At 71.6% G+C, this 25019-nt stretch carries 25 protein-coding genes and 1 pseudogene; 17 read left to right on the forward strand and 9 right to left on the reverse strand.

All coding sequences use genetic code 11. The features are described from left to right. Positions 1 to 289: 289 nt before the first annotated feature. The 5 genes and pseudogenes from AB0J46_RS27320 to AB0J46_RS27340 form a co-directional block, all read right to left on the reverse strand. Positions 290 to 1621 (reverse strand): amino acid permease, encoded by a 1332-nt coding sequence (locus AB0J46_RS27320; protein ID WP_364336688.1) that lies wholly within the window; start codon positions 1619 to 1621, stop codon positions 290 to 292. 184 nt (positions 1622 to 1805) lie between these two features. Beyond that, positions 1806 to 2594 (reverse strand): enoyl-CoA hydratase/isomerase family protein, encoded by a 789-nt coding sequence (locus AB0J46_RS27325; RefSeq protein WP_364336690.1) that lies wholly within the window; start codon positions 2592 to 2594, stop codon positions 1806 to 1808. Then, positions 2591 to 4210, reverse strand: coding sequence for an AMP-binding protein (locus tag AB0J46_RS27330; protein WP_364336692.1), 1620 nt, complete (start codon positions 4208 to 4210; stop codon positions 2591 to 2593). Before AB0J46_RS27330 ends, AB0J46_RS27325 begins: the two co-directional genes overlap by 4 nt. Then, the gene (locus tag AB0J46_RS27335; RefSeq protein WP_364336694.1) at positions 4207 to 4836 is read right to left on the reverse strand and encodes a TetR/AcrR family transcriptional regulator; all 630 of its coding nucleotides are present in this window, start codon (positions 4834 to 4836) and stop codon (positions 4207 to 4209) included. Before AB0J46_RS27335 ends, AB0J46_RS27330 begins: the two co-directional genes overlap by 4 nt. Positions 4837 to 4879: 43 nt before the next feature. Next, a pseudogene (locus AB0J46_RS27340) lies at positions 4880 to 5128 on the reverse strand (helix-turn-helix transcriptional regulator); the annotation flags it as partial. Between the two features lie 110 nt (positions 5129 to 5238). Between AB0J46_RS27340 and AB0J46_RS27345 the strand changes: the two are divergent. After that, the gene (locus AB0J46_RS27345) at positions 5239 to 6429 is read left to right on the forward strand and encodes a serine hydrolase domain-containing protein (RefSeq protein ID WP_364336696.1); all 1191 of its coding nucleotides are present in this window, start codon (positions 5239 to 5241) and stop codon (positions 6427 to 6429) included. Position 6430: 1 nt separating this feature from the next. Here the strand turns inward: AB0J46_RS27345 and AB0J46_RS27350 are convergent, their stop codons facing one another. After that, positions 6431 to 7882: an LCP family protein gene (locus tag AB0J46_RS27350; protein WP_364336698.1), complete on the reverse strand. Its 1452-nt coding sequence runs from the start codon at positions 7880 to 7882 to the stop codon at positions 6431 to 6433. Between the two features lie 102 nt (positions 7883 to 7984). Continuing rightward, positions 7985 to 8236: a hypothetical protein gene (locus tag AB0J46_RS27355; RefSeq protein WP_364336700.1), complete on the reverse strand. Its 252-nt coding sequence runs from the start codon at positions 8234 to 8236 to the stop codon at positions 7985 to 7987. Between the two features lie 366 nt (positions 8237 to 8602). On the opposite strand from AB0J46_RS27355, the gene AB0J46_RS27360 reads away from it, so the two are divergent. From AB0J46_RS27360 to AB0J46_RS27405, 10 genes are all read left to right on the forward strand, one after another. Further along, on the forward strand, positions 8603 to 9367 hold the full coding sequence (locus AB0J46_RS27360) for an ATP-binding cassette domain-containing protein (RefSeq protein ID WP_364336702.1): 765 nt from the start codon (positions 8603 to 8605) through the stop codon (positions 9365 to 9367). Between the two features lie 11 nt (positions 9368 to 9378). Then, positions 9379 to 10140 carry an ABC transporter permease gene (locus AB0J46_RS27365; RefSeq protein WP_364336704.1) on the forward strand — a complete coding sequence of 254 codons (762 nt, stop codon included), beginning with the start codon at positions 9379 to 9381 and terminating at the stop codon, positions 10138 to 10140. Positions 10141 to 10150: 10 nt separating this feature from the next. After that, positions 10151 to 11359 carry a cytochrome P450 gene (locus tag AB0J46_RS27370; RefSeq protein WP_364336706.1) on the forward strand — a complete coding sequence of 403 codons (1209 nt, stop codon included), beginning with the start codon at positions 10151 to 10153 and terminating at the stop codon, positions 11357 to 11359. A gap of 48 nt (positions 11360 to 11407) precedes the next feature. After that, on the forward strand, positions 11408 to 12019 hold the full coding sequence (locus tag AB0J46_RS27375; RefSeq protein ID WP_364336708.1) for a DUF1707 domain-containing protein: 612 nt from the start codon (positions 11408 to 11410) through the stop codon (positions 12017 to 12019). A gap of 97 nt (positions 12020 to 12116) precedes the next feature. Continuing rightward, positions 12117 to 12440: a hypothetical protein gene (locus tag AB0J46_RS27380; RefSeq protein ID WP_364336710.1), complete on the forward strand. Its 324-nt coding sequence runs from the start codon at positions 12117 to 12119 to the stop codon at positions 12438 to 12440. Then, on the forward strand, positions 12437 to 13309 hold the full coding sequence (locus AB0J46_RS27385) for a hypothetical protein (protein ID WP_364336712.1): 873 nt from the start codon (positions 12437 to 12439) through the stop codon (positions 13307 to 13309). The genes AB0J46_RS27380 and AB0J46_RS27385 overlap by 4 nt, the downstream gene beginning before the upstream one ends. Positions 13310 to 13314: 5 nt before the next feature. Beyond that, positions 13315 to 13743 (forward strand): YbaB/EbfC family nucleoid-associated protein, encoded by a 429-nt coding sequence (locus AB0J46_RS27390; protein ID WP_364336714.1) that lies wholly within the window; start codon positions 13315 to 13317, stop codon positions 13741 to 13743. Between the two features lie 82 nt (positions 13744 to 13825). Then, entirely contained in the window at positions 13826 to 14152 is a 327-nt protein-coding gene (locus tag AB0J46_RS27395) for a PadR family transcriptional regulator (RefSeq protein WP_352356106.1), read from the forward strand. Next, complete coding sequence (locus tag AB0J46_RS27400) at positions 14149 to 14505, forward strand: DUF1048 domain-containing protein (RefSeq protein WP_352356108.1); 357 nt, start codon at positions 14149 to 14151, stop codon at positions 14503 to 14505. The genes AB0J46_RS27395 and AB0J46_RS27400 overlap by 4 nt, the downstream gene beginning before the upstream one ends. 1 nt (position 14506) lies before the next feature. Then, positions 14507 to 14845, forward strand: coding sequence for a DUF1048 domain-containing protein (locus AB0J46_RS27405; RefSeq protein WP_364336716.1), 339 nt, complete (start codon positions 14507 to 14509; stop codon positions 14843 to 14845). Here AB0J46_RS27405 and AB0J46_RS27410 read toward each other — a convergent pair. Together AB0J46_RS27410 and AB0J46_RS27415 are read right to left on the reverse strand one after the other, a co-directional pair. Beyond that, positions 14833 to 15591 (reverse strand): ABC transporter permease, encoded by a 759-nt coding sequence (locus tag AB0J46_RS27410; RefSeq protein WP_364336718.1) that lies wholly within the window; start codon positions 15589 to 15591, stop codon positions 14833 to 14835. The genes AB0J46_RS27405 and AB0J46_RS27410 overlap by 13 nt on opposite strands. Beyond that, positions 15588 to 16538 (reverse strand): ATP-binding cassette domain-containing protein, encoded by a 951-nt coding sequence (locus AB0J46_RS27415; protein WP_364336719.1) that lies wholly within the window; start codon positions 16536 to 16538, stop codon positions 15588 to 15590. The genes AB0J46_RS27410 and AB0J46_RS27415 overlap by 4 nt, the downstream gene beginning before the upstream one ends. Before the next feature lie 165 nt (positions 16539 to 16703). Here AB0J46_RS27415 and AB0J46_RS27420 point away from each other — a divergent pair, with 165 nt between their 5' ends. The 6 genes from AB0J46_RS27420 (at position 16704) to AB0J46_RS27445 (ending at position 24858) form a co-directional block, all read left to right on the forward strand. Next, a complete protein-coding gene (locus AB0J46_RS27420; protein WP_364336721.1) occupies positions 16704 to 17366 on the forward strand; it encodes a helix-turn-helix domain-containing protein in 663 nt (220 codons plus the stop codon). Between the two features lie 263 nt (positions 17367 to 17629). Continuing rightward, entirely contained in the window at positions 17630 to 17719 is a 90-nt protein-coding gene (kdpF, locus tag AB0J46_RS27425) for a K(+)-transporting ATPase subunit F (RefSeq protein WP_364336723.1), read from the forward strand. Beyond that, the gene (gene kdpA / locus AB0J46_RS27430; protein WP_364336725.1) at positions 17719 to 19380 is read left to right on the forward strand and encodes a potassium-transporting ATPase subunit KdpA; all 1662 of its coding nucleotides are present in this window, start codon (positions 17719 to 17721) and stop codon (positions 19378 to 19380) included. The genes kdpF and kdpA overlap by 1 nt, the downstream gene beginning before the upstream one ends. A 1-nt stretch (position 19381) precedes the next feature. Continuing rightward, positions 19382 to 21487 carry a potassium-transporting ATPase subunit KdpB gene (gene kdpB, locus AB0J46_RS27435; protein ID WP_364336727.1) on the forward strand — a complete coding sequence of 702 codons (2106 nt, stop codon included), beginning with the start codon at positions 19382 to 19384 and terminating at the stop codon, positions 21485 to 21487. Further along, positions 21488 to 22321 (forward strand): potassium-transporting ATPase subunit C, encoded by an 834-nt coding sequence (locus AB0J46_RS27440; RefSeq protein WP_364336729.1) that lies wholly within the window; start codon positions 21488 to 21490, stop codon positions 22319 to 22321. Then, a complete protein-coding gene (locus tag AB0J46_RS27445) occupies positions 22318 to 24858 on the forward strand; it encodes an ATP-binding protein (protein WP_364336731.1) in 2541 nt (846 codons plus the stop codon). Before AB0J46_RS27440 ends, AB0J46_RS27445 begins: the two co-directional genes overlap by 4 nt. Positions 24859 to 25019: the final 161 nt, after the last annotated feature.

Below are 25019 nucleotides of genomic sequence, written 5' to 3' on the forward strand. Positions count from 1 at the left end.
GCCAGATTGAGCGGGGCGGGGGCCGTCGACGCGGTGCTCGCCGTCGCCGGGGGCGGCACGACCGGGCTGCTCGCGACGAACTACTTCGGCGCAGTCGCGACGCTCGAAGGTCTACGTCCGATGCCGGCGCGGAGTCGGGCCCCTCGTGCCGTGGTCGTGTCGTCGACCTCGTCGCCGGCCCCCGCCGACGAGCGCGTCATGCGGGCGTGCCTCGACGGCGACGGGCCGCGGTGGAGGCGGCGCCGGTCGGCGACCTTCATTGCGCTGACGGCCGCCGACCGGCCGCCGTTCAGGCGACCGCGTCGGCGGGCCGTTTGCGGCGGGATCTGATCTCGTAGGCGAGCAGCGTGCCGCCGACGGCCACGGCGACCGCCCCGACCACGGGAAGCGCCTCGGCGGACGAGGCCACGGCGACGAACGCCAGCACCAGCAGCGCCACCACCACCCGGCTCAGCCAGGGGAAGCCCCACATACGCAGCCGCAGCAGCTCGGGCGACTCGGCCTCCATACGGCGGCGCAGCCGGAGCTGGCTGAGCGCCACGAAGACGTAGAGCAGCAGCACCAGCAGCCCCGCGGTGTTGATCAGCAGGTCGAAGGCGTCGTCGCCGACCGCGAACGCGCCGGCCATCAGGGCCAGCGCGAGCGCGCCGCCGCCGAGCAGCGCGTGCGCCGGCACCCCGGACGCCCGCACCCGCGCCGCCGCGGCCGGAGCGTCGCCGCGGGCGGCCATCGCGCACAGGACGCGCGAGGCGGCGTACAGCGCGGCGTTCATCACCGACACGACCGCGACCAGGATCACCCAGGTCATCAGGGTCGCCGCGCCGGGGACGCCGAGCTCGGCGATGGCGGCCGCGAACGGGCTGTCCGCGCCGTTGGCCGGGACGCGGTTCCACGGCACGACCGCCAGGATGACCAGCACCGAGCCGACGTAGAAGATCAGCACCCGCCAGACCACCCGCAGGGTGGCCCGCGCGACCTCCTTGGCGGGTTCGGCCGACTCGGCGGCCGCGATGGTGACGATCTCCGCCCCGAAGTAGGAGAACAGCACGGTGACGAGCGCGGTGATGACCGCTCCCCAGCCCTTGGGGGCGAATCCGCCGTGCCCGGTCAGCGCGCTGAGACCGGCGCCGCCGCCGGACGGCCACAGCCCCAGGACGTACAGCGCCCCGGCGGCGAGGAAGGCCACGATCACCACGACCTTGACCGAGGCCAGCCAGAACTCGGTCTCGCCGAACAGCCGCACCGAGACCAGGTTGGCCGCGGTGAGCGCCGCCAGCAGCGCGACGGCCGTCGGCAGCACGGGGACGGCGCCGGACAGGGAGTGCAGCAGCTTGGCCCCCGCCACGCCCTCGAACGCGACCGCGACGATCGCGAACAGCCAGTAGCACCAGCCCACCAGGAACCCGGCGCGCGGCCCGAGGGCGGCACGGGCGTAGTCGGCGAACGAGCCCGCCGAGGGCCGGGCGGCGGCCATCTCGCCGAGCATCCGCATCACCAGGACGACGATCAGGCCGCCCAGGGCGTAGGCGACCAGCGCCGCCGGGCCGGTGTCGGCGATCACCTTGCCGCTGCTGACGAACAGGCCGGCGCTGATGACGCCGCCGAGCCCGATCATGGTCATGTGGCGTCGTTTGAGTCCGCGGTGGAGCGATCCCCCGCTGTCGTGCCCGGTCATGGCGTTCGGCTCCCTGCTGTTCTCGGATAGGGGAGGTCGGACCCCGGCCCATGGCCGGGCCGGGGTCTGGTTGATCGCGGGGTCTGGTTGATCGCGGGGGCGGTACGGGCGGCGCGGTCAGTGGCCGCAGTCAGTGGCCGCGGTAGACGGCGGGGCGCCGTTCGACGAAGGAGCGGACGCCTTCGAGCACGTCCTGGCCGCGCAGGCAGGCCAGCAGCCCTTCGGTCTCCAGGTCGAGCACCTCTTCCAGGTCCAGCTCCCAGACCTGCCGCATGGCCTGCTTGATCAGGCGTACCGGGGTGGGCGCCGCGGCGGCGACGCGTTCGGCCAGTTCCAGCGCCGTGTCGAGCAGGTCGGCGTCGGGGACCAGCCTGCTGACCAGCCCGGCGCGGTACGCCTCGGCGGCGCCGACGGTCTCGCCCGTCAGCAGCAGGTCCACCGCGCGGCCGTGGCCGACCAGGCGGGGCAGCGAGTACAGCACGCCGTTGCTCGGGAACAGGCCGCGGTGCACCTCCTTGAAGGCGAACGAGGCGGCGTGGCCGGCCAGCCGCAGGTCGCTGGCGATGGCCAGCTCCACGCCGACGCCGACCGCGATCCCGTTGACCGCCGAGATGATCACCTTGGGGTGGGTGGTGAAGCGGCGGGTGAGGTCCTGGAGCGCGGCGGTCCGTTCGACCAGGTCGGCGTCGGACCCGGCGGCGAGCTGTGCGCCGGCCTCCTTCAGGTCGGTCCCGGCCGAGAAGGCGCGGCCGGTGCCGGTGAGCACCAGCGCGCCCACCGCGTCGTCGCGGGCGGCCTCGTCCAGGACGGCGACCAGCTCGCCGTAGGTGCGCTGCCGGAAGGCGTTCAGCACCTCGGGCCGGTCGAAGGCGACCACCAGGGCCGAGCCGGCGCGGCGCACCCGCAGATCGGTGCTCATCGGTTGCCCTCCCGGGCGTCGTAGGCGCCGTCCCGTCCGGGCGGCAGCAGGTGTTTGGCGATGCGTTCGGACGGCGTCATCGGGAACGCCTCGACGAACTCCACGAACCGCGGCGTCTTGAAGTCGGCCAGCCGCGCCCGTACGTAGTCGACCAGCTCGTGCGGCTCGACGGGCTCGGCGACCTGCACGAACGCCTTGACCTCCTCGCCGAACAGCTCGTCGGGCACCGGGATCACGGCGGCGGCGCGCACGGCCGGATGGCCGGTCAGCACCGCCTCCACCTCGGCGGCGGCGATGTTCTCGCTGCCGCGCCGGATCATCTCCTTGAGCCGCCCGACCAGGTGGTAGTGGCCGCGGGCGTCCCGGCGGCCGAGGTCGCCCATGGGGTACCAGCCGTCGCGCAGCAGCGGCTCGTCCCGGTTCCAGTAGCCGGTCAGCATCGGCCGGCCGCGGACCATGATCTCGCCGGCCTCGCCGTCCGGGGCGTCGGATCCGTCCGCCAAGACGATCTTGACCTCCTTGCCGGGGACGGGCCGTCCCATGGCGCCGGTGCCGACGCACGCGGTGTCCTCCGGCCGGACGGCCAGCACGACCCCGGCCTCGGTGCTGCCGTACGCCTCCCGCCAGGGCGCGCCCCAGCGCTCCTCGATCGCGGCGTGCAGGGCGGGCGCGATGCCCGAGCACAGGACGAGCCGGACGCGGTGGGCCCGGTCCTGTTCGGGGTCGGGCGGCTGCTTGAGCAGCAGCAGCGGCATCGTGCCGAGGACGTAGAAGAAGGTGGCGCCGTGCTCGCGCACCGACGGCCAGAAGCCGGAGGCGGAGAAACGCGGCAGGATCACCAGCGGGATGCCGGTCAGCAGGCACAGCACCGTGTTCCACTGCGGGTCCATGTAGTAGAACGGCTGGGCGGTGAGGTCCACGTCGTCCGGGGTGACGGCGGCGACGTCGGCCGCCAGCTCGGCCAGGTGGAGCCAGTAGCGGTGGGTGAGCATGCAGCCCTTGGGGAACCCGGTGGTGCCCGAGGTGTACTGGAGGTTGAGCAGGTCGTCCCAGCCGACGTCGGGCAGGTCGGCGGCGCCGGACGCGGCGGCGCTCTCGGCCCCCGCGTCGAAGGCGCCCGCGGGGACGGGTTCGGGCGCGGGGCCGGCGTCGGCGGCGTCGAGCAGCCCGACCTCGCCCAGGCCCAGCGCCAGCAGCGCACCGGCCGCGGCGGCCGAGCCGGCCAGCGCCAGCGCCGGCGCGGAGTCCTTGACGACGTGGGCCAGGTCGGCGCTGCGATACCCGGGGTTCAGCGGGACGATCACCGCGCCCAGCTTGGCGATCGCCAGCCAGGCGACCGGGAAGCCGACGCCGTTGCCCAGCATCACCGCCACCCGGTCGCCGCGGCGGACGCCGTGCGCGGCCAGCACGCCCGCCAGCCGGTCGGTCCGCTGCTCCACCTGCGCGACGGTGGTCTCGACGCCGTCGAAGCGGAACAGCACCCGGTCGCCGTGCGCGGCGGCCCGGTCCCGGAGCAACCCGCCGAGGCCGCCCGCGATCCGCCCGGCCGCTCCCCCGCCGAGGCCGCCCGCGATCCGCTCGGCCGCTTCCCCGCCGGACGGCGGCGCGGCCGTCACGCCCGCCGCCGGGTGGCCATGTCGAACATCGTCGTCAGCTCGGCGGCGCAGTCGGCCAGGTCGACGGCCCCCTCGTCGAAGACCCACTGGAGCATGACGCCGTCGATCGCGCCCTGGACGGTGGCGGCCAGCGTGCGCGGCGAGAAGTCGCGGAAGTCGCCGCTGTCCTGGCCGCGCCGCAGGATGCCCTCCAGGTGGTGGCGGCACGGGTCGTACATGTCGGCGTTGAACCGGCGTTTGGCCTCGGGGGATCCGAAGCTGCCCCAGATGTCCACCAGCGCGACGAAGTTGGCGCGGTTGGCCGCCATGAACTCGAAGCTCGCCTCGATGAAGGCGCGCAGCCGGTGCGGTGCGTCCGGCGCCCGGTCCACCCGAGCCTTGATGAACCGGTTGGTCTCGGTGAACAGGGCGTTGACGACCTGCTGGATCAGCTCGTCCCGGCCGGCGAAGTGGTAGGAGATCACGCCCCTGCTGACGCCGACGTCCTGGGCGATCCGGGCCAGCGACGCCTGGGGCAGCCCGGCGCTGGCGATGGTGGAGATGGCGCCCTCCACGATCTGCCGCCGCCGGGCCTCCTCGATGAACGAGGCCTTCTTCTGGCCGTCCTGATCGATTTTTGACCGCATGGCCAGGATTCAAGCCCGGCGGACGGCGTGCGGCAAGCCCCGCTCACCGACTGTGCGGTTTCCCCCACCCCTCGCCCGGCCGTTCCCGGGGCCGGCCGGTCGCCGCGAGGTAGTGCAGGACCGCCAGCACCCGGCGGTTGCCGGCCGCCGACGCGGGCAGGCCGAGTTTGGCGAACACCGCGGTGACGTGCTTCTCCACCGCGCTCAGCGACACGTACAGCTGGTCGGCGATGCCGGTGTTGGACCAGCCCTCGGCCATCAGGGCGAGCACCTCGCGCTCCCGAGGCAGCAGGGACTCGTCCCAGCCGGGGTCGGGCATGGTGGCACCTCCTCGGTGCGGGAAACCGCAAGATCCGGGCGAACCTCTTGTCTCACTCATACCATCTGGATTAAATCCTGGCCATGCGGTCAAAAAATCATCATCACGTCCAGAAAACCTGCCTGCTCGGCGCAGTCCTGGCCGGCGTGGTGCTCGGCGGCGGCCTCGCCGTCCCGGCCCACGCCCGGACGGCGCATGTTCCTGCCGCCGCGGCCCACAGCGCCACGGACGCCACGGACGAGCAGCTCCGCTGCCTGCTGGACGACGTCGTCAAGCCGCCGGTGCCCGGCGCGATCCTCACCGTGACCGGCCCCGGCCGCGCCTTCGACGGCGCGGCCGGCGTGTACGAGCTGGGCGGACGCGCCCTGCGCAGCTCCGACGCCTTCCGCACGGCCAGCGTCACCAAGACGATGACCGCGGCCGTCGCGCTCCGCCTCGCCGAACGCGGCGACCTGCGCCTGGACGCTCCCATCAGCGAATACCTGGACCGGAAGCTGGTCGCGCGCATCCCGTACGGGTCGCGGATCACCGTCCGGCAGCTCCTCGACCACACCGCCGGTCTGTACGACTACGTGGGCGACGAGAAGTGGTTCCAGTACGTGCTCGACCATCCGGACAAGACCTGGAAGCCGCTGGAACTGGTGGACTGGGCGCTTCGGTCGGGCAAGCCCTACTTCGCTCCCGCCAAGGGCTACCACTACTCCGACACGGGCTACGTCCTGGCCGGGATGGTCATCGAGAGGGCCGGCCGCGAGCCGCTGCACCGGCTGTACCGGTCGTTGCTGCTGGAGCCGCTGAAGATGGACCGCACGTACCTGGAGTGGTGGGAGCCGCACCGCGGCCCGCGCGCCCACAACTACCTCGGCGAGCGCGACACCTACGACTACAACCCGACCTTCGACACGTTCGGCGGCGGCGGCCTGGTCTCCACCGGGACCGACCTCAACCGCTTCATGCGCGGCCTGTTCGAGGGCAAGCTCTTCAAGAACCCGGCGACGCTGCGGACGATGGTGCGCAGCACCCCGCAGAGCGTCAAGGCCGGGTCGCCGTACGGGCTGGGCATCGCCCGGCTGACCGCGACGGGCGAAGCCGCCTACGGGCACAGCGGCTTCTTCGGCGCGTTCCAGATCTACGTGCCGAAGCAGCGGCTCGCGATGACCGGCACCCTCACCCAGGCGGAGACCGTGTCCAAGAAGCAGAGCAGCGAGTTCATCGAGAACGCCCTGCGGGTGAGCCTCGGCAAGGCGCCCGCCGGTCCCTGCGCGCGCCCGTAGCTCAGGCCACGCAGGAGTCGGCCAGCTTCCCCGACGACGCCATCGCCGTCCTGGTGGGCGTGCCGGACGGCCGGGCGGACGGTGTGCTCGACGGCGTGCCCGACGGCCGGGCGGACGGCGTGCCCGCGGCGACGGTGGCGGGCGCGCGGTGCGAGCGGACGATGGCCCTGCGGACATCGGCCCGGATGCGCGGGAAGTCCGGATAGGCCGGGTTGTAGCGCGGCGGGACGATCGACAACGTCCCCACCCGGGCGCCCTTGACCTTGTCGGCCAGCGGCACCAGGTCCTGCAGCAGCCCGCGCGGGATGTCGGTCCGGAACGTCTGCCGGGCCGCGCCGGCCAGCTGCTTGAACTTCAGCAGCACGTTGGCCGGGTCGAGCTGGTCGAGCATGGCGGAGATGACGCAGTGCTGGCGGCGCATCCGGGTGTGGTTGTCGCCTCCGGCGCAGCTGGAGCCGTCGTGGTCGCGGGCCCTGCCGTACCAGAGCGCGTCGTTGCCGTTCAGCCGGCGGGTGCCCGCCTTGATCACGCCGCCGTCGCTGCGGCCCACGCCGTAGCAGATGTCCTGCTCGACGTGGATGCGCACGCCGCCGAGCGCGTCGATCAGCCGGGCCACGCCCCACATGTTGACCAGCACGTAGTAGTCGATCTTGAGGCCGAGAATCTCGCCGACCGCGCCCTTGACGGCGTCCGGCGCCCGGGTGGGCGAGTTGCGGAACAGCGCGGGATGGGTGTCGGCGTAGGCCCAGACGCCGTTCAGCAGGTCCTCCGACTCCCGCCCGGCCCCGGCGATGTAGAAGCCCTTGGGCGGCGGGAACAGCTTCCCCATCACGCTCCCCCTGGGGAAGGGCGCGTTCTCCATCTCCCTGGGCAGCGCGAACAGCACGGTGTCGCCGGTCCTGACGTCGATGCTGGCGACGTTGACGCTGTCGGTGCGGATGCTCGTCCCGTTGCGGCCGCGCGCGCCGTCGCCGCCGAGCAGCAGGATGTTCACCCTCGTCCGGCCGGCCCACGGGTCGGCGTGGTTGATGGGCGTGGGCTCGGGGGCGTTGAACACGTCGGTCAGCGTGGCGTCGACCTCCGACACCGTCTGCGAGGCCACCACGAACGGCGACACGACGGCCGCGACGAGCAGCAGCGCCACGCCGTCCGACCAGACCAGCCGCCGCCGCGGCCGCAGCACGGTGTAGGAGGCGACCACCAGCAGCCCCCACGCGACGCCGACGCCGATGGCGCCACCGCTGATCGCCGAGGCCCAGGTGGCCTGGGTCGCCATGGCCACCCCGCCCGCCGAGGCCACGACGAGGGCCACCGCCACGCCCGCGGCCAGGAACAGCCCCAGCAGGCCGAGCCCGAGCAGGCGGTACCCGGCCCGCAGATGGGCCGCGCCCGGAATGACGATCGACAGCGCTGCCCAGCCGATGGCTGCCCCCGCGCCCCGTTTGGTGCCCATCCGCCCTCATGATCTCTATGTGGTACGTCCCCCGAGATCATAGGTTCGGGGCTGATTGCCCATGTACGCAACTTATCCAGCGGAATATGCGGAAGAAGGGCGTCAGTTCACGTACGCCCACAGGTCGTAGGTGGTGGAGCCCGGGTAGCTCTGCGGGTAGTGCGTGCTGCACCACCAGGTCTGCCAGCGCCCGTTCTGCTGGCCCGACTGGCCGAAGGAGACGCAGACGTCGTACGGCAGGCTGGTGTAGACGACCTGGAGCGTGGACGTGGCGTCCGCCGGCGCGCTCATGGCCAGGACGGGCGTCAGGACGGTGACCGCGGCAAGCGCCAGGGCGGTGATTGCGCGACGCATCGGCTCTCCCCTCATCAAGGGTCGGATTATGTGAGAAGCGATCACCGTGAATTGCACGACAGGGCTCGTCCCCGCCGCAATATCGGCCCTCGCGCGGCCCCGGCGACCAGCGCGAACGTCCCGCAGGCGATGAAAGGTTCATCCCGCCGCCCCTGACGGTGTCAGGACAGGGTTGTGCCGTGTCAGCCCGGCGTCGGCGCGGTGTCAGCGCGGCCCGCGAAGGTGAACGCCATGAACACCTCGGCGATCACGACTATTCCGTGTTGCTAGGTACTGGTACCTCGTGCCACTATGTAGTCAGTAGTCAGCACCACTAAGTAGTCACGCCGACGGCGAGACCCCCGGAACAGAAGACAGGGCCAAGTGATGACGACACGACAAGCTCCGGCGATCCAGGTGCACGGCCTGGAGAAGTCGTACAAGGAACTCCACGTGCTGCGCGGCGTGGACTTCGAGGTGGCGCGGGGCAGCATCTTCGCCCTGCTCGGCTCGAACGGCGCGGGCAAGACCACGCTGGTGAAGATCCTGGCCACGCTGCTCAGGGCCGACGCCGGCACGGCCAGTGTCAACGGCCTCGACGTCGCCGGGCAGGCCGCCCAGGTGCGCGAGTCCATCAGCCTCACCGGCCAGTTCGCCGCCGTGGACGAGATCCTCAGCGGGCGGGAGAACCTCGTGCTGGTCGCCCGGCTGCGGCACCTGAAGAACCCCGGCAAGATCGCCGACGACCTGCTCGAACGGTTCTCGCTGACCGACGCGGGCGGCCGGAAGGCGGCGACGTACTCGGGCGGCATGCGCCGCCGCCTCGACATCGCGATGAGCCTCATCGGCGACCCGCCGGTCATCTTCCTCGACGAGCCGACCACCGGCCTCGACCCCCAGGCGCGCATCGAGGTGTGGCAGGCCGTCAAGGAGCTGGCCGCCCAGGGCACCACCGTGCTGCTCACCACCCAGTACCTGGACGAGGCCGAGCAGCTCGCGGACCGGATCGCGATCCTGCACGAGGGCCGGATCATCGTCAACGGCACCCTCGCCGAGCTCAAGCAACTCCTCCCGCCCGCCAAGGTCGAGTACGTCGAGAAGCAGCCGACCCTGGAGGACGTCTTCCTCACCCTCGTCGGCACGAAAGCCTAAGGAACCCCACGATGAGCAAGCACTTCTTCGGTGACACCACCGTCCTGCTGGGACGGTCCCTGCGTCACATCTCCCGCAGCCCGGACACCATCGTCACGACCGCGATCATGCCGATCGCCATGATGCTGATGTTCGTCTACGTGTTCGGCGGCGCGATCAGGACGGGGTCGGACTCGTATGTGAACTACATGCTGCCCGGCATCCTGCTCATCACGGTCGCCTCCGGCATCGCCTACACCGCCTACCGGCTGTTCATGGACATGAAGGGCGGCATCTTCGAGCGTTTCCAGTCCATGCCGACCGCGCGCTCGTCGGTGTTGTGGGCGCACGTGCTGACCTCGCTGGTCGCCAACCTGGTCTCGCTGGTGGTCGTGATGCTCGTCGCCCTGCTCATGGGCTTCCGATCGAGCGCGGGCCTGTCGGCCTGGCTGTCGGTCGCGGGCATCCTGATCCTGTTCACCCTGGCGCTGACCTGGATCGCCGTCATCCCCGGCCTGTCGGCCAAGACCATGGAAGGCGCGAGCGCGTTCTCCTACCCGCTCATCTTCCTGCCGTTCCTCAGCTCGGCGTTCGTGCCCACCGACACCATGCCCACCGTGGTGCGCGTCTTCGCCGAGAACCAGCCGGTGACCTCCATCGTCAACGCCGTCCGCGCCCTGTTCGCCGAGCAGCCCGTCGGCAACGACATCTGGATCGCCCTCGCCTGGTGCGTCGGCATCCTGGTCGTCGCCTACGTCTTCGCCATGAACACCTACCGCCGCAAGATCTCCTGAAAGGACGATCATGACCGACTCCCTCCACACCGTCACGCCGATGCCCGCCGAACGCCCTCCCGGCTGCCCGTTCGACCCGCCGAAGGAGCTCGTCGAGGCCCGCGAGCACGGCCCCATCAGCCGCTTCCCCTTCGCCGACGGGCACCAGGGCTGGCTGGTCACCGGCTACGACCTGGCCCGCTCGATTCTGGCCGACCCCCGCTTCAGCTCCCGCAAGGAGCTCATGAGCCACCACCCGACCATCGACTACGGCGACATCGAGGTGCCCCCGGCCCCGCCCGGCGAGTTCCTGCTCATGGACGACCCGCAGCACAGCCGCTACCGCAAGCCGCTCGTCGGCAGGTTCACCGTCCGCCGGATGCGGCTGCTGACCGAGCGCGTCGAGCAGATCACCGCCGAACACCTGGACGCCATGGAACAGGCCGGCCCCACCGCCGACCTGGTGACCGCGTTCGCCAAGCCCATCCCCGCCATCGTCATCTGCGAGCTGCTGGGCGTGCCGTACGAGGACCGGGACCGCTTCCAGGAGAACATCGACAAGTTCCTCGGCGGCGAGGCCGGTGACGAGGAACTGATCGCCGCCTACCTCGCCACCCGGCAGTACCTGGCCGAACTCGTGGCCGCCAAGCGCGCCCACCCGACCGACGACGTGCTCAGCGACCTGCTCGACAGCGACCTGACCGACGAGGAGCTGCAGGGCATGGCCCTGATCCTGCTGTCGGCCGGGTTCGACACCACCGCCAACATGCTGGCCCTCGGCACCTTCGCCCTGCTGCAGAACCCGGACCAGCTCGCCGCGCTGCGCGCCGACCCCACGCTCACCGACCAGGCCGTCGAGGAGCTGCTGCGCTACCTGTCCGTCGCCAAGCAGTTCTACCGGGTCGCCCTGGAGGACGTCGAGCTGGCCGGCCAGACCGTCAAGGCCGGCACGATGGTCCTGCTGTCTCTCAACACCGCCAACCGCGACCCCGAGCGTTTCCCCGACCCGCACACCCTGGACCTGCGCCGGCAGGACGGCGGCCACCTGGCCTTCAGCCACGGCATCCACCAGTGCCTGGGCCAGCAGCTCGCCCGCGTCGAGATGCGCGTCGCCTTCCCCGCGCTGCTCGGCCGCTTCCCCACCCTGCGCCTGGCCGTACCGGCCGACCAGGTCGCCCTGCGACCGGAGCTCGCCGACATCTACGGCGTCAAGAGCCTCCCCGTCACCTGGGACGCCTGACCCTGCCCCGGTGGCGCCGATCCCTGAGCTCCAGAGAGGAATCACCCCATGGCAGATCTCCCAGCGGATCTCGTGAAGCCCTCCTCGCCGGCGCTGCGGGCCTCCGACACGGACCGCGACCGCGTCACCGAACTGCTGCGGACGGCCGTCGCCGACGGCCGGCTCGACCTGGCCGAGTTCGAGGAGCGGCTGGAGGTGGCGTTGTCCGCCCGCACCGTGAACGCGCTGGCCCCGCTCGTCACCGACCTGATCGCAGGACCGGGCAGCCACAGTGCGCTCGCGCTGCCGCCCGCCGGGGCTCCGGCCGCCGAACTGCTCACCATCAAGGAGAAGCACGGCTCGGTGCGCCGCGACGGCCGCTGGACGTTGCCGCACCGGTTGGCGCTGCGCACCGCGTGGAGCGACGTGCTGCTGGACCTGACCAGCGCGGTGCGCGGCGCGCCCGAGCTGATCATCGAGCTGCGGGTGAGCGGCGGCAGCGTGGAACTGGTCCTCGCGCCGGGCATGGTGCTGGAGAGCGACGAACTCTCGGTACGGCACGGCACGCTGGCGGTCGACAGGGAACCCGACGACGACACGCCGGAGGTGTTGCGCGTCCGCCTGACCGGCCGCATGCGGCACTGCCGGCTCGCCGTCCGTCGGCGGACGCCACGGCGGTGACGCGGCGCGGCGCGTAGGGATTTCGTCAGGATTGCGGCGGTTCACGCCCAGGCGGGACAGGCTGGACAGATCATTCCCGCACGGACGAGAGTCACGCATGCCGATGAATCCATGGACACCTTCCGGCCCCCACGAGATCGAGATCGACCGGTCCCGGCTCAGGGAGCTGCGCTCGCGCCTGCCCGAGGCCGCCAGACGGCTCGACGAGGTGGTGCCCAAGCTGGTGTCGCTGACCGTGGCCGAGTCGGCCTTCACCTCGTTCACCTACTCGCTGGCGCTGGCCTACAACGAGGTCGAGGCCGTCACGATGACCGAGGTGCGCCGCCGCCTCGACGACACCGCACGCGTCCAGGACGACCTGGACACCTCGGTCACCACCTGGCAGGACGCCGAGACCGCCGCCACCGTGAGGATGCGGTGAACGCCGCCGAGCTGGCTCGCGACGCCCTGGCGGCGGGCGCGGGCGCGGCGGTGACGCTGTCCGCGCTCGGCGTGCCCGCCGCCTGGCCGTTCGTCGGCAGGATGTACGTCCACCAGTACGACCCGCAGGCGTTCTTCGACGGCGCGGACACCTGGCTGGCCGTGCACGACGACGTGGCGGCCACCCGGCTGAACGTCGAGGCGCTGGTCGGCGAGGTGGCCACGACGAGCTGGCGGAGCGAGGACGGCCGGGCTTTCGACCGCCGCATGGACGCCTACCTGGCCGGCCTGCGCTCGATCGAGATCCGCGCGGTCGTCACCGCCCTCGTCCTCCGCACCGTCGGCGCCGCGCTCGTCGCGATGATCCTGTACCAGTTCCTGGTGGCGGCGGCCATGGCCGCGCTGGCGCTCTGGGTGCTGACCGCCGCGCTCACACCGCTCAGCCTGATCACCGCCCGGACGGCGGCCACCCGCTGCCTGACCGGCCTGTACGGGAACTACCGGGCAGTGGAGTCGCTGCTCGACACGCTGCTGCACGGCTGCGCCGCCGCCCTGTCCGCGGCGGTGGCCGTGGACGCGGGCGCCAGAGCGGCCCGTGGCGACGGCGGCGGGCTGCGCGATCTCGCCGCCGCCACCTTCGCCCAGGGCCCGCTGCTGGTCTGGGGCACCGCGAACCGGATCGAGCGGGACCTGACCGCGCACGGCCTCACCGGCCGCCGCGCGGGCACCGGCGGGCCGCTCCCCCAGGGCGTCCCGCAGGCGGCGGGCGCCAAGGCGCTCGGCGACGTCATGACCGGCAGCCAGACGATCACCGGCCGGCACGTGCCGGCGCAGGCCGCCGAAGGCTCCTACTCGTTCCCCTGGGAGTGACCGCCATGGACTTCGCGCAGGCACTCGGCCTCGACCCCGAACGGCTCGCGGCCGACGCCGACCACCTCTTCGGCCGGCTGAGCCGGCTCCCCGGCGAAGCCGCCACGGCTCGGGCCGAATCCCCGGACGGCTGGGTGAGCGTCGAGTACAGCTGCACGTCCGGCGTCCAGGACCTGCGCCTGGATCCGCGGGCGATGCGCATGGAGTCGGCGCGCCTGGCCGAGACCGTCCTCGGCCTGATCCACCAGGCCAGGCGGCAGGCCGAGGCCGAGGAGCGCGCCCGGCTGGAGGAGTTCCTGGGCGCGGGCGAGGCGCTCCTGACCGGCCGTGGGCTCGTCGCCGCCCGGCTGCGCGACTCGACCGGCGCCCTGCTGGCGAACCTGGAGCAGGCCGAGGCGACGATCGACCGGGTACGCAGCCTGCTGCGCCCCTGACCCGAAGGCTCTACTCTGTGGTACCGTATAGCAGTACTCGGTACCACCGAGTACTTCGGAAGGCGGCGGAAGAAGAGCCACCATGGACAATCTGACGGAGATGCTGAAGGGCACGCTTGAGGGCTGCGTGCTCGAGATCATCGGCAGCGAGGAGACCTACGGGTACGCCATCACGCGCCGGCTGAACGACCTGGGCTTCGCCGACGTCGTCGAGGGGACGGTCTACACCATCCTGCTGCGACTGGAGAAGAACGGGCTCGTCCAGGTGACGAAACGACCGTCCGAGCAGGGGCCGCCGCGCAAGTTCTACGCGCTCAACGACGCGGGACGCGCGGAACTGGCGACCTTCTGGGCGAAATGGGCGTACATCACATCCCGGATCGACAAGCTCAAGGAGGGCGGGAAATGAGCTTCTGGGAGACCATCACCGGCAGCGACCTCACCAGGGACTACAAGGCGTTCGAAGCCCGGGCCGCGGCACTGCCGGCCGACCACCGGGCGGCCTGGGAACAGATCAAAGGTCACCTCTTCCTCTACGGGGACTTCACCGGCCGGAACCTGATGCCGATCTTCGACGGCGTTCTGGGGCTGCTGGAGGAGACGGCGGCCGACGGGCAGAACATCCACGAGGTGCTGGGCGACGACATCCCGGGATTCTGCGCGGCCCTGGCCGGCGAGGCCGGGGGCCGCAACTTCCGCGACCGGTGGCGCGAGCAGCTGAACAGGAACGTCGCGAAGAAGCTGGGCCGGCTGGGAGGCTGACGTGGGCATCCAGGACATCATCGAGGGCAAGAAGCAGTGGCGGGCGCACCTGGCGCGGGTCAAGGCGCTGCCGCCCGACTACCAGATCGTCTACAAGGAGATGCAGCGGTACTTCTTCAAGGTCGGGCCGGTCGGGCTGACCGACGGGTCCCTGCTGCCGGGCATCGTCGACTTCTTCGAGGAGGGCGTCGCGGCCGGCAAGGGAGTCCTGGAACTCATCGGCGAGGACGTCGCCGCCTTCGCCGACGACCTGATCAAGGACTCCCGCACCTACGCCGACCTCTACCAGGAGTCCGTCAGCGGGAAGACCGACGCCAAGGGGAAACCTCACCGGTTGTAGAGCCTGCGGGCCCACAGGTACCCGCCCAGCGCGATGACCGCGCTCCAGAGTGCCGCCGCCACGAGGCTGGGCCCCGCCGGCCGCCCGGCCAGCAGCGCGCGCAGGGTTTCGATGACGGGCGTGAACGGCTGGTGTTCGGCGAACCAGCGCAACGGGCCCGGCATCGACTCCGGCGGCACTACGCCGCTGCCCAGGAACGGCAGCAGCATCAGCGGCATCGGCAGGTTGCTGGCCGTGGCCACGTTCCTGGTGACCATGCCCAGCGCGGCCGACAGCCAGGTGACGGCGAAGGTGAACATGGCCAGCACGCCCACCACCCCGAGCCAGTCCAGCGCGGAGGCGGCGGGGCGGAAGCCGATCAGCAGGGCCGTCAGCGTCACGGCGGCGATCGCGGTGAAGTTCTGCACGAGCGCGCCGAGCACGTGCCCGGTCAGGACCGAGACGCGGGCGATGGCCATGGTCTTGAACCTGGCGACGATGCCCTCGGTCATGTCCATCGCCACCGCGATCGCGGTCCCCTGCGCGGCGCCGGCGATCGTCATGATCAGGATGCCGGGAGTGACGTAGGCGACGTAGGCGGCGCGGTCGCCGCCGATCCCGGCGCCCATGATGCCGCCGAGGACGTAGACGAACAGCAGCAGGAACACCACCGGGACGCCCGCGTAGGTGAGGATCAGCGTGGGGTAACGCCACATGTGCCTGATCTGGCGGCGCAACATCGTCGCCGAGTCGGTGATCGCTCTCATCGGGCGGACTCCTCGGTCAGGGCCAGGAAGACGTCGTCCAGGCCGGGCTTGCGCATCGACAGTTCGGCGACGTCGACGGCCTGCGCGTCCAGCAGTTCCAGGAGCGCGCGTAACGCGCCGACGCCGGTGTCGGGGATCTGCACCGTCAGGGACTCCTCGTCGTGCGAGCTCGCCCCCACCAGCGAGACCGCCCTGCGGTAGCCGTCGAGGTCGGCGAGGCGCACGACGACGTGACCGCCGGGGACCATGCGCTTGAGCTCCTCAGGGGCGCCCTCGGCCACCAGCCGGCCCTGGCTGAGCAGCGCGACGCGGTCGGCGAGCTCGTCGGCCTCCTCCAGGTACTGGGTGGTCAGGAAGATGGTCACGCCGTCCTGCCGGACAAGGTCCCGGACGATCTGCCACATCGTGCGGCGGCTGCGCGGGTCCAGGCCCGTGGTGGGCTCGTCGAGGAAGATGAGCCTGGGCGTGCCGACCATGGTCATGGCGAGGTCGAGCCGGCGGCGCATGCCGCCCGAGTAGGCGGCCGCGGGCCTGCCCGCGGCGCCGGTGAGGTCGAAGCGCTCCAGCAGTTCGCCGGCTCGGCGGCGGCCCTCGGCGCGGCCGAGGTGCAGCAGGTCGGCCATGAGCCGCAGGTTCTCCTCGCCGGTCAGGAAGCCGTCGACCGCGGAGAACTGGCCGGTGACGCCGATCGCGGCCCGCACCTGGTCGGGTTCCCTGGACAGGTCGTGCCCGGCGACCCGGAGCTCGCCGGCGTCGGCCTTGATCAGGGTGGACAGGATCTGCACCATGGTGGTCTTGCCCGCACCGTTGGGGCCGAGCAGCGAGAAGACGGTGCCCTGGGGGATGGACAGGTCGATGCCGTCCAGGACGCGGTGGGCGCCGTAGGACTTGCGCAGCCCCGTCACCGAGACGAAGGCTCGCGACTCGTCGCGATAGTACGTGTTCATCACAACTGAAAAGCTACGTTGCTTTCAGAAATTATGTCAATCAACAGCAACATATAAGCCCAGCTCAGCAGCGGTAAATTGATACATTGACGCTGAAGCTGAATGCAATGAAACGTTGCATTGTGTGCGGCCGAACGCAATAGTGAGGTCGTGGCAGAAGGAAGGTTGACCCTGCACGACCGCCGGCGCATCGCGACCGGTCTCGCCGAAGGCCGCTCGTACGCCGAGATCGCCAGGCGGCTCGACCGGCCGACCTCGACGATCAGCCGTGAGGTCGGCCGCAACGGCGGCCCCGGCGACTACCGTCCAGAGCGGGCGCACCAGGCGACGGCGCGGCGGACGCGGCGCGGCGCCCCGGCGCGTCCGGCCGAGCCCCGGGACCGCCAGGTCTTCGAGGCGGAAGAGGGAGCCGTCGAGATGGCGGTCGCGATGGGCCTGCCGAAGATGGTGGCGCGCGTGCTCATCGGCCTGTGGCTGAGCGAGGACGGCCGGCTCACCGCTGCCGAGCTGGCGCGCGGCCTGAAGGTGAGCCCCGCCTCGATCTCCACGGCGGTGGGCTACCTGACCCAGCAGGGCCTGATCAGGCGCGAACGCGATCCGCAACGACGGCGCGACGTCTACGTGGTCGACGACGACGCCTGGTACCACTCGACGATGATCAGCGCCCGGCAGACGCTCGCGGCGGCGGAGGTCGCCAAGGCGGCGGGGCAGACGCTCGGGCTCGACACGCCCGCGGGCCGGCGCCTGGCCAGGGGCGGCGCGTTCCTGGAGCGGATCAGCCTGGACGCCCTGGCGTCGGCCGAACGCTGGCGCGACCTCCTGCCGTGACCGAAGCGCGCGCGAGCCTCCCGAACGCGGACCGGGCCGCGTAGGGAGGCCGTCAAGATTCGGGCCGCGGCCGTATGGAAACCGTCAAGAACGGCAAAACACCCCATTTTCCGGCGTTTGCTGGACCTGCGCGCCGCCCGTCGAGGGGCGGCAATGGTCTCATCATCGAACTGAGGAGTGGGGATGGCCGACGTCATCTTCGTCGCCCTGACGATCGCGATCTTCGTGGTCCTCGGGCTGGTCGTGCGGGCGGTGGAGCGGCTGTGAGCGCCGTCAACGCCGCCGGTCTCATCGTGGTCGCCGGCCTGGTGATCTTCATGATCGCGGCCCTGCTGTTCCCGGAGCGGTTCTGATGAGCACGACCCTCGCCGGAATGATCTTCATCGTCTCCCTGATCGCGGCGCTGGCCCTGGTGCACAAGCCGTTCGGCGACTACATGCACCGCGTCTACTCCACGACGAAGCACAACGTCGTCGAGCGCGGCATCTACCGCCTGCTCGGAGTGCGGGCCGACGCCGAGCAGAGCTGGCCGGTCTACGCCCGCAGCGTGCTGGCCTTCTCGGTGATCTCGGTCCTGGTCGTGTACGGCCTCCAGCGCCTGCAGGACAAGCTGCCGCTGAGCCTCGGCATGGAGCCGGTCACCGGCCACATCGCCTGGAACACCGCGATCAGCTTCGTCACCAACACCAACTGGCAGGCGTACTCGGGCGAGTCCACGATGGGCCACCTGACCCAGATGGCCGCGCTGGCCGTGCAGAACTTCGTCTCGGCGGCCGTCGGCATGGCGGTCGCGGTGGCGCTGGTCCGCGGGTTCGCCCGCCGCAGGTCCGGCACGATCGGCAACTTCTGGGTGGACCTGGTCCGCGGCACGCTGCGCATCCTGCTGCCGATCGCCTTCGTCGGCGCGCTGGTGCTGGTGGCGGGCGGCCTGGTGCAGAACTTCTCGGGCGTGCACGAGGTGACCACGCTGACCGGCGGCACGCAGGCCGTCACCGGCGGCCCGGTCGCCTCCCAGGAGGTCATCAAGGAGCTGGGCACCAACGGCGGCGGCTTCTACAACGCCAACTCGGCCCACCCGTTCGAGAACGCCACGAGCTGGACGAACTGGTTCGAGATCTTCCTGATCCTGGTGATCCCGTTCTCGCTCACCCGTACCTTCGGCCGGCTGGTCGGCCAGGTCCGGCAGGGGTACGCGATCCTCGCGGTGATGGGCGTGCTGGCTTTGGCGAGCGTCCTGCTCACCAACGTCTTCGAGCTGTCCGGGAACGCCACCGTGCCGCAGGCGGCCGGTGCGGCGCTGGAGGGCAAGGAGCTGCGCTTCGGCGTCTCGAACTCGGCCACCTTCGCCGCCTCGACCACCCTCACGAGCACCGGGGCGGTCAACTCCTTCCACGACTCCTACACGCCGTTCGGCGGCATGATGACGATGGTCAACATGATGCTCGGCGAGGTCGCGCCCGGCGGCGTCGGCTCGGGCCTGTACGGCATGCTGATCCTCGCCGTGATCACGGTGTTCGTGGCGGGCCTGATGGTCGGCCGCACCCCCGAGTACCTGGGCAAGCGCATCGGCGCCCGCGAGATCAAGCTCGCCTCCCTGTACTTCCTGGTCACCCCGGCCCTGGTGCTGGTCGGCACGGCCTGCGCGATGGGCTCGGCGGAGCGGCGCGCGAGCATGCTGAACGGCGGCCCGCACGGCCTGTCGGAGGTGCTTTACGCCTTCACCAGCGCCTCCAACAACAACGGCTCGGCCTTCGCCGGCCTCACCGTCAACACCCCCTGGTACGACGTGGCGCTCGGCCTGTGCATGGCCTTCGGCCGGTTCCTGCCGATCATCCTGGTGCTGGCCCTGGCCGGTTCGCTGGCGGCGCAGTCGCCCGTCCCCGAGGGCGCCGGCACGCTGCCCACGCACCGGCCGCAGTTCGTCGGCCTGGTCGTCGGCGTGACGGTGATCCTCGTCGCCCTCACCTTCCTCCCGGCACTCGCGCTCGGCCCGATCGCAGAAGGACTGTCCTGACATGTCAACCCCCGTACTGGACAAACCCTCCCCCGCGCGGCGGGACGGCCGCGTGGGCGGCGGCCTGCTGGATCCCCGGCAGCTCGTCAGGTCCCTTCCCGACGCGGTCAGGAAGCTGAACCCGGCCACGCTGTGGCGCAACCCCGTCATGCTGATCGTCGAGGTCGGCGCGGTGTTCACCACCGTCCTGGCGATCGTCGATCCGTCGTTCTTCGCCTGGGCGACCGTCGTGTGGCTGTGGCTGACCGTGATCTTCGCCAACCTGGCCGAGGCCGTCGCGGAAGGGCGCGGCAAGGCGCAGGCGGCGACGCTGCGCAAGGCCAAGACCGACACCCGGGCCCGCCGCCTGCGCGGCGACGCCGAGGGCGGGTGGGACACGGTCGGCGCGCCCGAGCTGCGGCAGGGCGACCTGGTGGTGGTCGAGGCCGGTGAGGTCATCCCCGGCGACGGCGACGTGGTCGAGGGCATCGCCTCGGTGGACGAGTCGGCCATCACCGGCGAGTCCGCGCCCGTCATCCGCGAGTCGGGCGGCGACCGCTCGGCGGTGACCGGCGGCACGAAGGTGCTCTCCGACCGGATCGTCGTCAGGATCACCCAGAAGCCCGGCGAGAGCTTCGTCGACCGCATGATCGCCCTGGTCGAGGGCGCCAACCGGCAGAAGACGCCCAACGAGATCGCGCTCAACATCCTGCTGGCCGCCCTGACGATCGTCTTCCTGGTCGCCACCGTCACCATGCAGCCGCTGGCCGTCTACTCCAAGCAGATCAACCCCGGCGTCCCCGACTCGCTCGCGCTCGACGCGAACGGCGTCACCGGCATCGTGCTGGTCTCGCTGCTGGTCTGCCTGATCCCCACCACGATCGGCGCGCTGCTGTCGGCCATCGGCATCGCCGGCATGGACCGCCTCGTCCAACGCAACGTCCTCGCGATGTCCGGCCGCGCCGTCGAGGCCGCCGGCGACGTGTCCACGCTGCTGCTGGACAAGACCGGCACCATCACGCTGGGCAACCGGCAGGCGGCCGAGTTCGTCCCGGTGGACGGGATCACCGAGGCCGAGCTCGCCGAGGCCGCCCAGCTCTCCAGCCTCGCCGACGCGACTCCAGAAGGCCGCTCGATCGTGGTGTTCGCCAAAGAGCGGTACGGCCTGCGCGAGCGCGAGATCCACGGCGCCGAATGGGTGCAGTTCACCGCCCAGACCCGCATGTCCGGCGTCAACCTGGACGGCCGCGAGGTGCGCAAGGGCGCCGCCACCGCGGTCATGAAGTGGGTGCGCGACAACGGCGGCCACCCCACCGACGACGTCGGCCACATCGTGGACGGCATCTCCGCCTCCGGCGGCACCCCGCTGGTCGTGGCCGAGCGGGGCCGCGTGCTCGGCGTCATCCACCTCAAGGACGTCGTCAAGCAGGGCATGCGCGAACGCTTCGACGAGATGCGCCGCATGGGCATCCGCACCGTCATGATCACCGGCGACAACCCGCTCACCGCCAAGGCCATCGCCGACGAGGCCGGCGTGGACGACTTCCTGGCCGAGGCCACCCCCGAGGACAAGCTCGCCCTGATCAGGAAGGAGCAGGAGGGCGGCCGGCTGGTCGCGATGACCGGCGACGGCACCAACGACGCCCCCGCCCTGGCCCAGTCGGACGTCGGCGTGGCCATGAACACCGGCACCTCGGCCGCCAAGGAGGCCGGGAACATGGTCGACCTGGACTCCAACCCGACCAAGCTCATCGAGATCGTCGAGATCGGCAAGCAGTTGCTGATCACGCGGGGCGCGCTGACCACGTTCTCGATCGCCAACGACATCGCGAAGTACTTCGCGATCATCCCGGCCATGTTCGCGGCCGTCTACCCGGGCCTGGACGCGCTCAACGTCATGCGCCTGGCCAGCCCCCAGTCCGCGATCCTGGCCGCGGTGATCTTCAACGCGCTGGTCATCGTCGCGCTGATCCCGCTGGCGCTCAGAGGCGTCCGGTACCGGCCGTCCAGCGCGTCCAAGCTGCTCTCGCGCAACCTGTACGTCTACGGCCTGGGCGGCATCGTCGCCCCCTTCATCGGCATCAAGCTCATCGACCTGTTGATCCAGTTCCTTCCGGGGATGTCATAAATGGAACGCCTGCCAAGCTGGGTCCGCCAGCACCTCGCCGCGCTGCGCGCAGTCGCCGTCCTGACCGCGCTGCTCGGCATCGTCTACCCGCTGGTCACCACCGGGGTCGCCCAGGCCCTGTTCAACGGGCACGCCAACGGCTCGATCGTCGAGAAGGACGGCAAGGCCGTGGGCAGCGCGCTCATCGGGCAGTCCTTCACCGACGCCGACGGCAAGCCGATCAGGAAGTACTTCCAGTCCCGCCCGTCCGCCGCGGGCGACGGCTACGACCCGACCTCGTCGGGGGCCAGCAACCTGGGCCCCGAGGACGTCGTGGACACGCTGCCGGTCGCCGGCGGCGAGGGCCGGCAGTCGCTGCTCACCCAGGTCTGCGCCCGTTCCAGGGCGGCCGGCGAGCTGGAGGGCGTCAGCGGCGCCCGCCCGTACTGCACCACGGACGGGGTCGGCGCGGTGCTCAAGGTCTTCCCCGACCGGGCCGTCAGCGTCAACCAGGCGTGCCCGGCCACCCCGTTCGTCGCGACCTATCAGGGCAGGCGGGTGGAGTGTGCCGAGCCGGGTGAGGACTACGCGGCCGGGCGCACTGTCCCGGTCCGGGGGGAGGCCGAGGCGAAGGTCCCGGCCGACGCGGTCACCGCCAGCGGCTCCGGGCTCGACCCGCACATCTCCGTGGCCTACGCCGAGCTCCAGGCGCCGCGTGTGGCCAGGGAGCGCGGCCTCGGCCGGGCCGAGGTCGAGCGGCTCGTCAAGGAGCACACCACCGGCCGGGCCGTCGGCTTCATGGGCGAACCGGCCGTCAACGTGCTCGAACTCAACCTGGCGCTCGACCGCTCATGAGCAGGGGCCGGCTGCGGGTCTACCTCGGGGCGGCGCCCGGGGTCGGCAAGACGTACGCGATGCTGGGCGAGGGCCGCCGCGCGCGGGAACGCGGCCGGGACGTGGTCGTCGGCCTGGTCGAGACGCACGGCCGTCCCCGCACCGCCGCCCTCCTGGAGGGCATGGAGATCATCCCGCGCCGGACCGTCGTCCACCGCGGGGCCACCTTCACCGAGCTCGACGTGGACGCCGTCATCGCCCGCCGGCCGAAGGTGGCGCTGATCGACGAGCTGGCCCACACCAACGTGCCCGGCTCGAAGAACGTCAAGCGCTGGCAGGACGTGGACGAGATCCTGGACGCCGGCATCGACGTCGTCTCCACGGTGAACATCCAGCACCTGGAGTCGGTCAACGACGTCGTCCAGGAGATCACCGGCGTGCCGCAGCGCGAGACCGTGCCCGACGAGGTGGTCCGCCGCGCCGACCAGATCGAGCTGGTGGACATGTCACCGGAGGCGCTGCGCCGCCGCATGGCGCACGGCAACGTGTACGCGCCGGAGAAGGTCAGCGCCGCCATGTCCAACTACTTCCGCGTCGGCAACCTCACCGCGCTGCGCGAACTCGCGCTGCTGTGGGTGGCCGGCAAGGTGGACGACCAGCTCGACCGCTACCGCGCCGACCACGGCATCGCCACCACCTGGGAGACCCGCGAGCGGGTGGTGGTCGCCCTGACCGGCGGACCGGAGGGCGACACACTGGTCCGCCGGGCCGCCCGCATCGCCGCCCGCACCAAGGGCGCCGACCTGCTCGCGGTGCACGTCACCAGTGCCGACGGGCTGGCCGGCGCCGACCCGGCCAGCCTGGCCCGCCAGCGCACGCTGGTGGAGGACATGGGCGGCAGCTACCACCAGGTCGTCGGCGACGACGTCCCGCGGGCGCTGCTCGACTTCGCGCGCGGCGTCAACGCCACCCAGCTCGTCCTCGGCGCCTCGCGCAGGGGGCGGTTCGCGCAGGTCCTCTCCCGGGGCGTCGGCGTGGAGACCACCGCCCGGTCCGGCTCGATCGACGTCCACATGATCACGCACGAGGAGGCCAAGCGGGGACGCCGCCGGCCCGCCCGCACGCGGGCCGCGCTCACCCGCACCCGGCGGGCGAGCGGCTGGGCGCTGGCGGTGGCCGGGATGCCGCTGCTGACGGCCGCGCTGGCGCCGTTCCGGGACATGTTGTCGCTGCCCAGCGAGATCCTGTTCTTCCTGTGCCTGACCGTCGGGGTGGCCCTGGTGGGCGGCATGTGGCCGGCCATCACCGCGGCCGTCGGCGGTTCGCTGCTGCTCAACTGGTTCTTCACCGCGCCGGTCGGCGAGTTCACCATCGCCGCCCCGGAGAACCTGTTCGCGCTGGTCGTGTTCGTGCTGGTGGCGGCGGCGGTGAGCACGATCGTGGACATCGCCGCCCGCCGGACGAGGGAGGCCGCGCGGGCCGGCGCGGACGCCGAGCTGTTGTCCACCATGGCCGGTCACGTGCTGCGCGGCGAGGCCGCGGTGTCCTCGCTGCTGGAACGCATGCGCGAGACCTTCGGCCTGACCTCCGTCACCCTGCTGGAACGGCGGCCCGAGGCCGCGCGCGCGCCCGACCAGCAGTCCGACCCGGACGCCTGGCGGATCGTCGCGACCTCCGGCGGCGCCCCCGCCACCTGCCCGGGACGGTCCGACACCGACGTCGTCATCGACGAGGAACTGGTCCTGGCCGCCAGGGGCGAGCCGCTGGAGGCCGCCGACCGCACGGTGCTGGAGGCGTTCGCCGCCGAGACCGCCGTCGCGTTGCGCCAGGAACGCCTGCAGCAGGAGGCCGAGCTCGCCCGCCCGCTCGCCGAGGCCGACCGGATGCGCACCGCGCTGCTGGCCGCCGTCAGCCACGACCTGCGCACGCCGCTCGCCTCCGCCAAGGCCGCCGTCGAGAGCCTGGGCAGCACCGAGGTCGCCTGGTCGGAACAGGACCGGTCCGAGCTGCTCGCCACCGCGAAGGAGTCGCTGGACAAGCTGGACCGGCTGGTGGCGAACCTGCTGGACATGAGCCGCCTGCAGGCCGGCGTGCTCGGGGTGAGCGCGCAGCCGCTGGCGCTCGAAGAGATCGTGCCGCGCGCCATCGACGATCTCGGCCCGCTGCGGGACCGCGTCGAAGGCGACGTCTCCGTCGAGCTGCCCGACGTGCTGGCCGATCCCGCGCTGCTGGAACGCGTCCTGGTCAACCTCATGTCCAACGCCGTGCGCTTCAGCCCGCCCGGCCGGACCGTGCTGGTCACCGCCAGCGGGCACGGGGACCACGTCGAGATCCGGGTGATGGATCGCGGCCCCGGCATCCCGCCGGAGGCGCACGACCGCGTCTTCCAGCCGTTCCAGCGGCTCGGCGACCGCGACAACCACTCCGGCGTCGGGCTCGGGCTCGCCCTGTCCCGCGGGCTCGCCGAGGCCATGGGCGGCACGCTCGTGCCCGACGAGACCCCCGGGGGCGGTCTCACCATGATCCTCACCCTGCCCGTCGCCGCCCCCGGACGGTGAGCGTCGCGCCCGGGGCTGGTTCCGGCAGGAAGCGTCCACGGAGTGCGGTTCGCCGGCCGGCTCGGGGCCGACCAGCAGGAGCGCCTCGCCCTCGTTCGCCGGGTAGATCTCCTCGAAGCGCTGCTTGTTGCCAGGGGACCCACATTGTTCTCTCTCGTTCG

The sequence above is a fragment of the Nonomuraea sp. NPDC049758 genome, assembly GCF_040674635.1.
GTDB lineage: Bacteria > Actinomycetota > Actinomycetes > Streptosporangiales > Streptosporangiaceae > Nonomuraea.